Genomic DNA, 13,300 nt, shown 5'->3' on the forward strand with positions numbered 1-13,300 from the left:
ACACGCAAAACACTCGGATCATTCACATGTATATCGTCACGCTCCTGACCTCTCCTGCCACACCGTCTTTGTCTCGTGAAGCTGTTGAAGCCTTGCGCAATGCATGGGGTGGCGGCGATGCGCAGTGGCTGGCTGTTGGCGAGGCGGCTGAATTTGTCATCGGGGAAAAGCCAAGCAATCTTTGGGACGTTTGGCAAGCCATGCAAGCCGAGGGCATCGATCTGATCGTTTTGCCCATGGAGGGTCGCAAAAAGAAAATGCTGCTGGCCGATATGGACAGCACGATGATTCAACAAGAGTGTATCGACGAGCTGGCCGCAGAAGCGGGTGTCGGGCCGCGCGTGGCGGAAATCACCGCCAAAGCGATGAATGGCGAATTGGATTTTGAAGGCGCCATCGATGAACGCGTTGGCTTGCTTAAAGATTTGCCCGAAAGCATCATCGACCATGTGCTGAAAACACGTATTGATTTCATGCTTGGCGGTAAGGCTTTGGTGCAAACGATGAAAGCCAATGGCGGATATGCGGCTTTGGTCTCTGGCGGGTTCACTGCGTTCACCGCGAAAGTAGCGTCTGAATTGGGGTTTGATGAGAACCGCGCCAATACGCTTGAGGTGAGCGACGGCAAGCTGACTGGCCGCGTCGTGCGGCCTATTTTGGGCCGCGAAGCGAAACTGGAAGCGCTCGATGAAATTACAGCACGTCTGGGCATCACCCGCGAAGATGTGCTCGCGGTGGGCGATGGTATGAACGATCTGTTGATGCTCAAAAACGCAGGCACAGGCGTGGCGCTTCACGGCAAACCGGCGCTGCAAGAGCAATGCGACGTGCGCATTAACCACGGTGATTTGACAGCGCTCTTGTACGTGCAAGGCTATTCCAAAGCAGAATTCGTTTGATGTTTGAAGTTACGCTCGACTTGGTGATGATCCTCGTCGCGGCGGCTTTTGTAGCGGGCTTTGTCGATTCGATCGCTGGCGGTGGTGGGCTGATTACGTTGCCAGTTCTACTGTTGTGCGGCCTTTCGCCAATCACCGCGCTGGCCACCAATAAAGTCCAAGGTCTATTTGGTGCGGGCATGGCTGCTCTTACCTATGCGCGCGCTGGGCAGGTGGATTTGCGCAAACAGATGCGGCCCGCCCTGTTGTCTGGGATCAGCGCTTTGATCGGGGCTGTTTTGGCCAGCAGTTTGCCCACAGATGTGATCAGGCTGGGTTTGCCATTCTTGCTGATCGCCGTTGCGTTGTTCTTTGCTTTCAAGCCGGGCTTGGACGACGTGGATAAAAAACAACGTATATCGCCTGTCGTGTTTGCCGCAGGCTTCGTCCCTTTTATCGGCTTTTACGATGGTATTCTTGGGCCTGGCACAGGCGCGTTTTTCATGATCGGCTTTGTCAGCCTTGCGGGGTATGGCGTTTTGCGGGCCACGGCGCACACCAAACTGTTGAATTTCGCCTCTAATGTGGGCGGGCTGATTGGCTTTGCAATTGTGGCCAAACCTTTGTGGATGTTGGGCCTCGCCATGGGGGCAGCGCAAATCGGGGGCGCTTATTTGGGGTCCACATTGGCGACACGCATTGGGGCGCGATTGATTAAACCTGTGTTGGTTTTGGCCTCGACAGCCTTGGCGTTACGGTTGATGTGGGACTGGTTCTAGGTTGGTCCATCACGTTTCAGCGAATTTCTGCCAAGGGGTCTTTCACAAATCGGCAAGAGTGCGTTACTGTAAGCATAGAAGTTGAAAACAGGCCCAAGTCGCCTTTAAGCCATACAGATAGATGGCACGGGTGACTGGTATACAGGCCGCGCAAGACAGAGGCAGCGAGAATTCAATGAGCTTTTCAATCCATAGATTCATTTTGGGCGCAGTTTTGACCGCGGCCGCTCTTGGCGCACAGGCCCAAGAAAGCACAAACACCGTCGGCAACAACACCGATTGGTACATCTTCGAGGAAACCACGCCGTCCAAGCAATGCTGGGCCGTGTCCAAACCAAAAGAGACCGTGAACACCGACAGCGCTGGGCGGATCAAATCCGTAACGCGATCTGAGATTTTGCTGTTCGTGTCCTACGCTTTGACCAATGGCGTCAAAGGCCAGGTGTCCTTTATGGGCGGTTATCCTTTTGCCTCTGGGTCTGAAGTCACCATGGAAATTGGCGGTTCTGACTTCTCTTTGTTCGTAGATGGAGAAACAGCTTGGGCCGCAACTGCAGAAGACGATGCTCGTATTGTGGCGGCTATGAAACGTGGGGCCACTGCGGTGCTCACCGGTCGATCAGCACGCGGAACCATTACAAAAGATACGTTCTCTTTGCTCGGTTTTACCGCATCTGTCGAAGAAGCAAACAAACGCTGCAGCTAAAACCAGCGTCACAACCCCAACTTTCTAAGGCTCCCAAACGGGGGCCTTTTTCATTTGTCTTTCATGATGGTCAAGAATCTAGTAGACGAGCAGCTTCATAAGCTGAAAAGAGACCTGCCATGCCGCCTATCGCACCGATCACTCAGGACGTTCTGACCATTCCGCGCAAAGACCCTGTGGGCGATAAGATCAACTTGGTTGGTCTGACGCGCGAAAAACTGCGCGACGTGTTGATCGAACATGGCACTCCTGAAAAGCAGGCCAAGATGCGTGTCGGGCAAATCTGGCAATGGATTTACGGTTGGGGCGTGCGCGATTTCGACGATATGACCAATCTATCAAAATCCCTGCGTGAAGATTTGAAAGCCGCGTTTGTGGTTGCCGTGCCTGAAGTTGTCACCAAACAGGTGTCCGAGGATGGCACTCGCAAATATCTTGTAAAGATCGCTGGAGGGCATGAGGTTGAAGTTGTCTACATCCCCGAGACAGATCGCGGTACGCTCTGTGTCTCCTCTCAAGTCGGCTGCACGTTGACATGTTCTTTTTGTCATACTGGCACGCAAAAGCTGGTGCGAAATCTCAGTGCTGGCGAAATCATCGGCCAAGTGATGGTGGCGCGTGATGATCTGGGGGAATGGCCAGAACAGGGCGCAAAGAACACCGAAACACGCCTGTTGTCGAACATCGTGTTGATGGGCATGGGCGAGCCTTTGTACAATTTTGAAAACGTGCGCGATGCGATGAATATCGCGATGGACCCTGAGGGCATTCAATTGTCCCGTCGTCGTATCACCCTGTCGACCTCTGGCGTTGTGCCAGAGATTGCACGCACAGCTGCAGAGATCGGTTGCCAATTGGCAGTGTCATTCCACGCCACCACGGACGAAGTGCGCAATCAACTCGTGCCGATTAACAAACGTTGGAACATCGAGACATTGATCGAAGCCCTACGCGCCTATCCGCGTGTGTCTAATTCCGAACGCATCACTTTTGAATATGTGATGTTGAACGGCGTGAATGACAGCGACGAAGATGCCTATCGCTTGCTTGAGCTCATCAAAGGCATCCCCGCCAAAATCAATTTGATTCCGTTTAACGAATGGCCAGGTGCGCCTTATAAGCGCTCATCCAACAATCGTATTCGTGCTTTTTCTGACATCATTCATGACGGCGGCTATGCCTCTCCAGTGCGTAAACCACGTGGCGAAGACATCATGGCAGCCTGCGGTCAGTTGAAATCAGAAACAGAACGCGCACGAAAATCACGCAAGCAAATCGAATCTGAAGCGGGCCTATAGAACGCTAACCTCAAATTAACCATGCCTGAGCAATTATTGGGCATGGATTGGATACAGATCAGATTCGATGAGGACCTCGCCCGCTCAGTTGAGCGTGCCGCCTCCCGTGCGGATATGCCAGTGGGCAGCTACATTCGTGATATTTTGGCCAAGGCGAGTCAGCCTTGCCACCCACAGCTCGCTTATGCAGGGCCGCGTAAGCCACTCGGTTTGCGGGCTTATCTTGCGCATGACTTTGCTTACGCCCAAGATTGGGAAGACTTGCAAGAAGGCCTGCGGGCCAAAGGTTATGAGCTGGCAGAACGCGGCGGTGGCCTTGTTTTGCGCACCGTTGAAGGCGAACGCCTATGCAAAGCCTCGGATATTGGTCAGCCATATTCGGCTTTGATGAAACGCTTCGGTGCGCCCTTTCCCAATCATGCGCATCAGCACTTAGAAAAACGGCACCTTGGTCAAATGACGCTTGGATTTTAACCAATACTTCAGCGAATTGTGCGAAACGTATCCTTATGGAAAAAATGACACTTCTTCTTCCCGAAAACACCGCAGAAATGCTGCATCTTTTGTCGCGCGAGACGGGCCAAAATATTGGCGATCTGGTGCAGGAAATGGCTTTGGATCGCTATATGAGGCTGGCGGTGGGGGGCGCAGATAGTACCGTATTGGGCCCGTCAACCTCAGGCTATACCGCTGCGACTCGCGGTTCGTCGTCAATGCCTTTGGGCACCCGCACCTAGCGGGCACCCAAAAAGACGTATCAGTCGCGATCGGGCAGTGAGTCTCGCGTTTCATTGGCGCCTTGCCAATCATCAATGGCTTGTACGGCCTCCTCAGCAGTTTCGACAAAGCGAAACAGGTCAAGGTCTTGGGCTGAAATCGTGCCTGCATCGGCCAGAGCTTCCCAATTGATGATCTTTTTCCAAAACGATTTGCCAAACAACAAAAACGGCACGCGTTGCATGCGACCGGTTTGAATCAGTGTGAGCGCTTCGAACATTTCATCTAATGTGCCAAAACCGCCGGGAAATACAGTGATCGCTTTGGCGCGCATCAAAAAGTGCATTTTTCGAATCGCGAAGTAGTGAAAATTGAAACACAGATCAGGCGTTACGTATGCGTTCGGGGCTTGTTCGTGTGGCAGCACAATGTTCAAACCAATCGACACGCCGCCTGCGTCTTGTGCGCCACGGTTGCCCGCTTCCATAACGCCAGGGCCTCCGCCCGTGACAATCACATCTTCGCGGTTGCCATTTTCTTTAGAGCGCTCAGTCATAATACGCGAAAATGTACGCGCCTCGTCATAGTATTTTGACAAATCAGCAAGTGTTCTCGTGCGCGCTTTATCTTTCTTTGACGGTTCAGGAATGCGTGCGCCGCCGAACAAAACGATTGTGCTTTCAACCCCGTATTCAGCCATCATCATCTCAGTTTTGAGCAGCTCAAGCTGTAATCGCACAGGCCGAAGTTCATCACGGCACATGAAATCTTGATCAGAGAATGCCAAAGCATAGGCTGGTGACCGCGTTTGTGGCGTGTCCGGAATGTCCTTGGCTGTTATAATATCTGCATGGCTATCGCGCAAAGGATGGCGGCGTGTGTGTGTTGTGTCGTTTTTATTGGACATCTCGTGCTCCTCAATAAGGTCGTCAAATTATTCATGCGTCGCTGCAAGCCATTCAGCTGTGCGTTGCGCGCAGGCCTCCAAGCGACTATAGCCACTTGCAACAGATGTTCCATGACCACTTGGGAGACAGATATGTCCAACGCTCAACTCGAAAAAGCCATTGAATCCGCATGGGAGGCTCGCGATACAATCACAGCAGCCACCACAGGCGAAACACGTGAAGCGATCGAAGATACGCTCGCAGCCCTCGACACCGGTAAATTGCGCGTGGCGGAAAAAATGGAAAATGGCGATTGGCACGTCAATCAATGGGCCAAGAAAGCTGTGTTGTTGGGCTTTCGCATCAAAGACATGGAACTGCATGATGGCGGACCTCAAGGGTCTGGCTGGTGGGACAAAGTCGACAGCAAATTCAAAGGCTGGGGCGCAGCTGAATGGAAAGAAGCCGGTTTCCGTGCTGTTCCAAACTGTGTTGTCCGTAAATCGGCCTATATCGCACCTGGCGCGGTTTTGATGCCATCTTTCGTGAACCTCGGCGCTTATGTCGATGAGGGCACAATGGTTGATGCTTGGGCCACTGTTGGCTCATGCGCACAGATCGGCAAAAATGTTCACCTGTCTGGCGGCGTTGGCATTGGCGGCGTTCTTGAACCCATGCAAGCAGGCCCAACTATCATCGAAGACAACTGCTTTATCGGCGCGCGTTCCGAAGTCGTCGAAGGCTGTATCGTCCGCGAAGGCTCCGTTTTGGGTATGGGCGTCTTTATTGGCCAGTCCACCAAAATCGTTGACCGCGACACTGGCGAAGTGACTTATGGCGAAGTGCCACCGTATTCCGTTGTTGTGGCGGGCTCCATGCCATCTAAAAACGGCGTAAACCTGTATTGTGCTGTGATTGTGAAACGCGTTGATGCGAAAACACGGTCCAAAACAGGTGTTAACGATCTGTTGCGCGACTAAAACCCAATATTCAAAATGCGCCCGCCGACCCGTGCGGGCGTATTTTTTTTGTCGATATAAGGCTGCACCATGACTGAAAAAGTGAAAAAACCGTCTCGCCAAAAAGTCTATACGCTTTTGGTTGAAGTGGGCCGTAAAGCTGACGATGGTCTCCCCAAGAATGCGACGGGTGGCGCGTTGATGATCTATGCCTCAGGTGTGGATGAAGCCGAAGCCGTGCGTGAAACGGTCGCTTTGCTCAAGCAAGCCGATCTCGCACCTTTGGATGTCACGGGCTATGGCACCTTGGAAGAGCGCTTGGCCGAAGGTCACGACATTTCCGACGAGGAAACTGCTTTAATGCAGCGCGCCTTGGATGAAAATTCGGTCGTAGTCGCGCAGATGACACCGTTTTTCGGTGACGAGCCGCGTGACCTTGATCTGTAACGCTTACCTGCTGCCGAACCACTTTTTGTAAATGCGATCATAGGTGCCATCTTCGCGCAATTCCAACAGACTTTGGTTGATTTGCTCGGACAATGGTGAACTTGACGGCAATGCGATGCCATAGTTTTCAGCCAAAAACACCTGACCAACAAGTCGCGCGCGGTTGTCAGTTTGTGAGTTTACATAATAGGCCAAAATCGGCGCATCAAACACCACCGCGTCGATTTTTTCGTCCTCGAAGGCTTTCAGCAGCATTCCTACATCGGAAAATCCAGAGTATCCTAGATCGCGTTTGTCCAAAAACTCTGCAGCGGTTGATCCTGTGATCGTACCGACGTTTTTGCCATAGAGGTCGTTGATATCCGACACGTTCGCTTGAATGGCCCCCACAGTCATGGCCGCTGTGATTTTTGCTACGAAGACCGAGACAAAGAACAAAGATGAAATAACCAAAACGACACCGAAGAGGCGACCTAAAGGGGTGCGGGGTTGGCGTTCTTCAAAGCCGCCGTTTACGATCAAATTGAGTGCCCACCAAAAGGCTGGAAACATGGCTTCGCGTGCATTTAGATCAAAATAGTCTTGATGCCGCCGCTCAAGATGCCACATCAACATGCCGCCGCCCAGCAATAACGCGAAAGCGCCAAAGATCGCGATCACCAAGTCTTTGGAAAACAACAACTGCCAAACTGACCCTGTGTTTGGGTCGGATGGGGCCATGATTTGCAGGCCGGCTTCAAAAATCGGTTGAGAGAAATCCAGCACCGCTTCGCGGCTTGCGGTGATGGAAATATTGGCAATGGCCGCGTCTGCGCTGCCATCTTGAACTGCGCCCAGCATTTCAGAAAAACTTTGAACGCGGTTGATCGAATAGGTCCAGCCTAGGTTTTTTGCGACCTCATCAAGTAGGTCCATCGAAAAGCCGGTTTCTTCGCCGTTCTCGACCATGGAAAACGGTGCACGCGTCACTGTTGTGACTGTTAAGTTTTCGGCGCTTGCGATGCTGATTTCAAAAACGCAGACGGCGAGTGCACAGAGTATGGTAAGGTAATGTCTCATCGTGTCCCCCAACAGGTCGCATATGGCATATTCATGCGTAAAAAGGCAATCGTACTTTAAAGATACCTGTCCGAAAGCAAAGTGGTTGCCTCATGTTCATACAGCAATCTTGGCCTTGAGGCTTTTGAGGGCACCAATTGGTTCGCGTTTAAATGCGATAGCCGCGTGCGCGCATGAAGGTCGGCGTTGTGGGTGTCGTGGCGGGCTGTGAGCGACAGCACGGAAATACCAGCGACTTGAAACGCGCCCGAATTTTCCAAAATTAATTGATATCGTGTGGTCACGGCGGCGCTATGGCCCTGCGAGCGTGGAACAAATGGTGCGATGTGTTCGGCCTTAAGGCTGACGCTTTCGCATCCAAATTGGTATTCGGTGTCAATGCCGTTGGTCAAGATGTGAGTATCCTTAGAAACAGACAGAGTTTGGGTCAAGTTTTGGAAAGGCTGGCGCAACTCTACGCCACGGTAGCTGCCAAAATTAGGAACTTCGGTTTGGATCAGTGCGACAAGCGGGGATAGGTCTGAGTCTTGTGTGGCAATCAGATCCCCATGTGCCAATTTTTCAATCGGGGTTGGGCCGTTTTCTGTGTCAACAAGCGCGCCCGAAGACAGGCCAGATGAGTAGCCTAACTTTTCCACTTGATCAGAAACAAACAGCGCTGAAACGGCTGGCGCGATAGATTGACAGTCTTTGCAAAACAAGACCCGAGCCACATCATCCATTGGTATCGCATAAGCCGTTTTGATTGTTTTTGAGTAAATTTGCCCTGTGGCCAAATCTTCAGCGGACAGCCAACTGCGCATTTGATACGCGTCCCATGCAAAGCTGATTCGAATGGGTGTGTCTTTTTCGCATGCTGAGAGATCAAGCGAGGGCATCATCAAATTGGCGCCCTGTTCGTTGGCAAGCCAAAGTCGCTCGTTCGGACCGAGCACCATATGCAGAGATCGTCTGTAGTCGTGCCAGCGTTCATAATCAATCAAGTCAAGCGGTTGGTTGAATTGGTCTGGGAATAGGGTTTCCACCACAATCGTTCCGCGCGGCATAAGGCGTCGCGGAATAGCGCCGGTAAAGGCAGTCTTTTGCAATCCATTGGGGTTAAAAATTGTGTGCTGGCCCCGCGTTTTCGCGCCAATCCAACTCACAGTTTTTTGCATCCGTTTTGGGCACCGAATACGGTGTTCGAACGTGTTGTCTGTATCATACTCGCGCCTCACAATTGAGGCAGACCGCGCACTATAACACCAACTCACATGTGTGAATATTAACTCGAAACCTGTTTTGACCCCCTCCGGTTTTCCGGATGTGATGATCAAGTCTGCCCATCTTTTTTAATACAAGAACATCCCGTTAAGATTTTGTTAACCTTTTCACGCGCCGAGAGGTCGGTTCCCCAAAAGATTGTTACCTTTGCGCCACAATCTTAAGATTGCCCACGGACCAAGGGCGCGTTAACCATATGGAAATTAGGAGCGCCAAGATGACAATCGACCCCGTAGACCTCACAGCAGCTTTGATCCGTTGCCCGTCCGTGACCCCAATCGAGGCGGGGGCACTCGTTTTGCTCGAGGACATGCTGACACAAGCTGGTTTTGTTTGCACGCGTGTTGATAGAAACGGCACGCCAAATCTATTTGCGCGCTGGGGCGACAAGGGCGCAAATAGATCGCTTGGTTTCAACGGTCATACAGATGTCGTTCCTATCGGGGATGAAAAGGCTTGGACCAAAGATCCGTTTGGCGGGGTCATCGAAAACGGTATTTTATGGGGGCGTGGTGCCACTGACATGAAGTCAGGCGTCGCTGCCTTTGTCGCTGCTGCTGTCGATTTTGTAACCCTAACCCCGCCGAAAGGAGCAATCATTATCGCGATTACCGGTGACGAAGAAGGTGACGCGCATGACGGCACGATCGCTTTGCTGGACTGGATGGATAACAATGACGAACGCATGACCGATTGCCTTGTCGGCGAGCCGACTTGCCCTGAGGTCATGGGCGAAATGATGAAAATCGGGCGTCGTGGGTCGATCACAGGGGTCTTTACTGCGCAGGGGCAGCAAGGTCATGTGGCTTATCCGCATCGCGCAAAAAACCCCATTCCTGCTTTGGCGCGCTTGATCGATCAACTGTCGGCACATGTCTTGGACGAAGGCACCGAGCACTTTGATCCCTCGACCTTGGCGGTCACAACCTTTGACACAGGGAATCCTGCAACAAATGTGATTCCCGCGATGTGTAAAGCAACAATTAATATCAGATTTAATGACGCACATACTGCAGTCGAACTTGCCAAATGGATGGCTGCAAAGGCTGCCAAAGTGAGCGAAAAGACAGGTGTTGCCATCACGCTGGAAACCAAAACATCGGGCGATAGCTTTTTGACACCTCCAGGGTCGTTTGTTGATCTGCTATCCAAAGCAGTCGAAACCGAGACAGGTCTGGTGCCTGTGCTGTCCACGTCTGGCGGAACGTCTGATGCGCGCTTTGTTAAAAACCATTGTCCTGTTGTTGAATTTGGTTTGGTGGGTAAGACGATGCACCAAATTGATGAACGCGTGCCAGTTGATCAAATCCACACGCTTAAGAACATTTATTCTCGCTTGATAAGAGACTATTTCGCATGACTGTTTCAATTGAAATTGCAACGGATATTGCCGATTGCTTGGCGCTGCGCTTCGCCGTTTTTGTGCATGAGCAGAACGTTCCTATGGATGAAGAAATAGATGATCTTGATGATCAAAGTGTTCACTTTATCGCCCGTGATGAAAACCAAACCCCCGTTGGTACTGCGCGCATTTATGAAATTGGTGACATTGGCAAAATCGGCAGGGTTTGCGTCGCAAAATCGCATCGTGGTACAGGACTGGGCGCGAAACTGATTGACGCCTGCCTTGCTGAATTGGCCAAGCGACCGCATCTGAAGCAAGCCAAACTTGGGGCGCAAAATCATGCGATCAAGTTTTATGAGAGGTTCGGCTTTGTCGTTCAAGGTGATGAGTATATGGATGGCGGCATTCCCCATCATGACATGGTGATTAACACAGTTCGCGCATGATACTGAACGGAGCCCCAAAAGTATCAATGGGGCCCAGATTAACTCGCTAAGCGATGTAGGTATGCTCAACGATTTAAAGCATCATAACGTGCAGGCGTGCCGCACTCTTTAGAGTGTGGTGAAGCACAGCATGGCGTGGTAGATTCACTTTATGAAAATTATCCCGACAAAACAGGCGATCCTTGATTGGATCACTGAGCACCCGACTAAAGCCGCCAAACGCGATATTGCCAAAGCATTTGGTATCAAAGGTGCTGCGCGCATCGACCTCAAGCGCATCTTGAAAGAGCTAGAGGCCGAGGGCCATTTGACCAAACGGGTCAAAACCTACCGCGACCCAGATAAATTGCCGCCTATATCTGTTTTGGAAGTTTTAGCGCCGGATGCTGATGGCGATTTGTTTGCGCGGCCAATGGAATGGGCAGGAACAGGCGCTGAGCCGCGTATTCTTTTGGTGCAAAAAGATGGCGATTTGGCGTTGGGCGCGGGCGAACGCATTTTGGCAAAGCTACAAGTGGTGCAAGGCGAAGACCATGCTTACTTGGGGCGTTTGGTGCGCAAAATAGGCTCTAATCCTCAAAAAATCCTAGGCATTTTTCGCAAACAATCCGAAGGCGGCCGCGTTGTTCCCATCGATAAGGGCGCTGGGAAAGAATGGATCGTAAGTTCTGGTCAAGACAATGGCGCTGAAGATGGTGAGCTGGTCGAGGCGGAACAGTCCGGCCCCAAAGGTCGTATGGGGCTGCCGCGTGCGCGGATTGTTGCGCGCCTTGGTGATCCGACTGCCCCGCGTGCGGTGTCATTGATTGCTATCCACCAACACAACATTCCAGACGCTTTTCCCGATGACGTGATCCAAATGGCTGACAGCGCTGTGCCTGCCGGAATGGAGGGGCGCGAAGACCTGCGCGATGTGCCGCTTGTCACGATTGATCCGGCGGATGCGCGGGATCATGATGATGCCATTTGGGCTGAATTAGACCCTGATCCTGCCAATGCTGGCGGGTTTATTCTATGGGTCGCGATTGCTGATGTAGCGCATTATGTGACTTCTGGGTCGGCTCTTGATCGCGAAGCGCGCTTGCGCGGGAACTCGACCTATTTCCCTGATCGTGTTGTGCCGATGCTGCCTGATCGCCTGTCCGGTGATTTGTGTTCCTTGCATGAAGGCGTGCCGCGTCCTTGCATAGCTGTGCGGATGAAAATTGATTCCAAGGGGACTAAAGTTTCCCATGAATTCACTCGTGGCTTGATGCGCTCGGCTGCGTCATTGAATTACGCTGAGGTGCAGCGCGCCCGTGACGGTGCGCCGAATGAGGCTTGTGCGCCGCTGATGGAAACGGTGATCAACCCGATTTATGAAGCCTATGAGGCGCTTAAGCTGGCACGTGAAGCGCGTCAGCCACTTGAATTGAACCTGCCTGAGCGTAAAATTGTGCTGGGCGAAGATGGCAAAGTGTCGTCCGTTGCGATTGCAGAGCGCCTTGATGCGCATAAGTTGATCGAAGAATTCATGGTTTTGGCCAATGTTGCAGCGGCCGAAGAGTTGTTCTTTAAAAATCGGCCGCTTTTGTACCGTGTTCATGAAGAACCATCAGATGAGAAAATGGAAGCCTTGCGCGAAGTTGCACTGGGTTCGGGTTTAAACCTGGCCAAGGGTCAGGTGCTGCATACATCACATTTGAACCGTCTTTTGGCGCAAGCAGCAGGCACAGATCATAGCGAGTTGATCAATATCTCGACATTGCGTTCGATGACACAAGCTTACTATCACCAGCAAAACTACGGGCACTTTGGATTGGCTTTGCGGTCTTATGCACATTTCACATCGCCTATTCGTCGTTATGCCGATTTGATTGTGCATCGTGCTTTGGTGTCGGCTCATGGTTGGGGTGATGACGGGTTAAGCCCACAAGACATTCAATCACTTGACGAGACGGCCAAGCAGATTTCAGACACAGAACGCCGATCTATGATTGCTGAACGCGATACCAATGACCGCTATTTGGCGGCCTATTTGAGTGAACGCATCGGCAATGAAATGACTGGACATATTTCAGGCATTCAAAGCTTTGGTGCCTTTATCAAGTTGGATGAAACAGGGGCAGATGGGCTGGCACCTGTGCGCAGCATGGGTGCCGAGTTTTTCCATTATGATGCAGATACGCAAACGCTTATGGGCGCTGATACTGGGATTACATTGTCTATCGGGCAAAAGGTCGTGGTACGGATTGCAGATGCGGTACCAGTCACGGGCGGGCTTGAGCTAGAGGTCTTGGCACTGGATGGTATGCAGATGCCGCGCAGTAATCGACGCCCGCGGGGCAAGCCGGCGGGTCGTAAGCACGCGCGGTCAAAAGCGAAGCGGGATAAAATTCAAAAGAAAGTCACGCGCAAGAGACGCTAGCGACAAACCGCCAAGGGTTTTCTACGGCCTTTTCGCGAGCCCCTGAATCGCGTTAGGTTGAGAAAAATAATGGAGTGGTGGCTATGGTGCGTTCGCGTTTATTTTCAGT

At 51.9% G+C, this 13,300-nt stretch carries 14 protein-coding genes; 11 read left to right on the forward strand and 3 right to left on the reverse strand.

Features of this window, described 5'->3' with window-relative positions; genetic code table 11:
• Positions 1–26 precede the first annotated feature (26 nt).
• The 6 genes from serB to KO503_RS14165 all read left to right on the forward strand — a co-directional run bounded on the left by serB (position 27) and on the right by KO503_RS14165 (position 4,398).
• Positions 27–899: a phosphoserine phosphatase SerB gene (serB, locus tag KO503_RS14140; protein WP_215992204.1), complete on the forward strand. Its 873-nt coding sequence runs from the start codon at positions 27–29 to the stop codon at positions 897–899.
• On the forward strand, positions 899–1,657 hold the full coding sequence (locus tag KO503_RS14145) for a TSUP family transporter (protein ID WP_215992205.1): 759 nt from the start codon (positions 899–901) through the stop codon (positions 1,655–1,657). Before serB ends, KO503_RS14145 begins: the two co-directional genes overlap by 1 nt.
• Before the next feature lie 175 nt (positions 1,658–1,832).
• Complete coding sequence (locus KO503_RS14150) at positions 1,833–2,363, forward strand: invasion associated locus B family protein (protein WP_215992206.1); 531 nt, start codon at positions 1,833–1,835, stop codon at positions 2,361–2,363.
• A gap of 119 nt (positions 2,364–2,482) precedes the next feature.
• Positions 2,483–3,661: a 23S rRNA (adenine(2503)-C(2))-methyltransferase RlmN gene (rlmN, locus tag KO503_RS14155; protein ID WP_215992207.1), complete on the forward strand. Its 1,179-nt coding sequence runs from the start codon at positions 2,483–2,485 to the stop codon at positions 3,659–3,661.
• A 21-nt stretch (positions 3,662–3,682) separates the two neighbouring features.
• Positions 3,683–4,135 (forward strand): hypothetical protein, encoded by a 453-nt coding sequence (locus KO503_RS14160; RefSeq protein ID WP_252731104.1) that lies wholly within the window; start codon positions 3,683–3,685, stop codon positions 4,133–4,135.
• Between the two features lie 44 nt (positions 4,136–4,179).
• Positions 4,180–4,398: a hypothetical protein gene (locus tag KO503_RS14165; RefSeq protein ID WP_215992208.1), complete on the forward strand. Its 219-nt coding sequence runs from the start codon at positions 4,180–4,182 to the stop codon at positions 4,396–4,398.
• A 20-nt stretch (positions 4,399–4,418) separates the two neighbouring features.
• Here the strand turns inward: KO503_RS14165 and KO503_RS14170 are convergent, their stop codons facing one another.
• Complete coding sequence (locus KO503_RS14170) at positions 4,419–5,285, reverse strand: TIGR00730 family Rossman fold protein (protein ID WP_215992209.1); 867 nt, start codon at positions 5,283–5,285, stop codon at positions 4,419–4,421.
• A gap of 132 nt (positions 5,286–5,417) precedes the next feature.
• Between KO503_RS14170 and dapD the strand changes: the two genes are divergently transcribed.
• Entirely contained in the window at positions 5,418–6,245 is an 828-nt protein-coding gene (gene dapD, locus KO503_RS14175) for a 2,3,4,5-tetrahydropyridine-2,6-dicarboxylate N-succinyltransferase (RefSeq protein WP_215992210.1), read from the forward strand.
• Positions 6,246–6,314: 69 nt separating this feature from the next.
• On the forward strand, positions 6,315–6,671 hold the full coding sequence (locus KO503_RS14180; protein WP_215992211.1) for a hypothetical protein: 357 nt from the start codon (positions 6,315–6,317) through the stop codon (positions 6,669–6,671).
• Between the two features lie 3 nt (positions 6,672–6,674).
• Here the strand turns inward: KO503_RS14180 and KO503_RS14185 are convergent, their stop codons facing one another.
• Both KO503_RS14185 and KO503_RS18040 read right to left on the reverse strand, forming a co-directional pair.
• On the reverse strand, positions 6,675–7,730 hold the full coding sequence (locus tag KO503_RS14185; protein WP_215992212.1) for a transporter substrate-binding domain-containing protein: 1,056 nt from the start codon (positions 7,728–7,730) through the stop codon (positions 6,675–6,677).
• 56 nt (positions 7,731–7,786) lie between these two features.
• A complete protein-coding gene (locus KO503_RS18040; RefSeq protein WP_215992213.1) occupies positions 7,787–8,875 on the reverse strand; it encodes a Hint domain-containing protein in 1,089 nt (362 codons plus the stop codon).
• 335 nt (positions 8,876–9,210) lie between these two features.
• On the opposite strand from KO503_RS18040, the gene dapE reads away from it, so the two are divergent.
• The 3 genes from dapE (at position 9,211) to rnr (ending at position 13,191) form a co-directional block, all read left to right on the forward strand.
• Positions 9,211–10,353 carry a succinyl-diaminopimelate desuccinylase gene (gene dapE, locus KO503_RS14195; protein ID WP_215992214.1) on the forward strand — a complete coding sequence of 381 codons (1,143 nt, stop codon included), beginning with the start codon at positions 9,211–9,213 and terminating at the stop codon, positions 10,351–10,353.
• The gene (locus KO503_RS14200) at positions 10,350–10,784 is read left to right on the forward strand and encodes a GNAT family N-acetyltransferase (RefSeq protein WP_215992215.1); all 435 of its coding nucleotides are present in this window, start codon (positions 10,350–10,352) and stop codon (positions 10,782–10,784) included. The genes dapE and KO503_RS14200 overlap by 4 nt, the downstream gene beginning before the upstream one ends.
• A 151-nt stretch (positions 10,785–10,935) precedes the next feature.
• Positions 10,936–13,191 (forward strand): ribonuclease R, encoded by a 2,256-nt coding sequence (gene rnr / locus KO503_RS14205; RefSeq protein ID WP_215992216.1) that lies wholly within the window; start codon positions 10,936–10,938, stop codon positions 13,189–13,191.
• Positions 13,192–13,300 lie beyond the last annotated feature (109 nt).

This window comes from Pacificibacter marinus, from assembly GCF_018860505.1.
GTDB lineage: Bacteria > Pseudomonadota > Alphaproteobacteria > Rhodobacterales > Rhodobacteraceae > Celeribacter > Celeribacter marinus_B.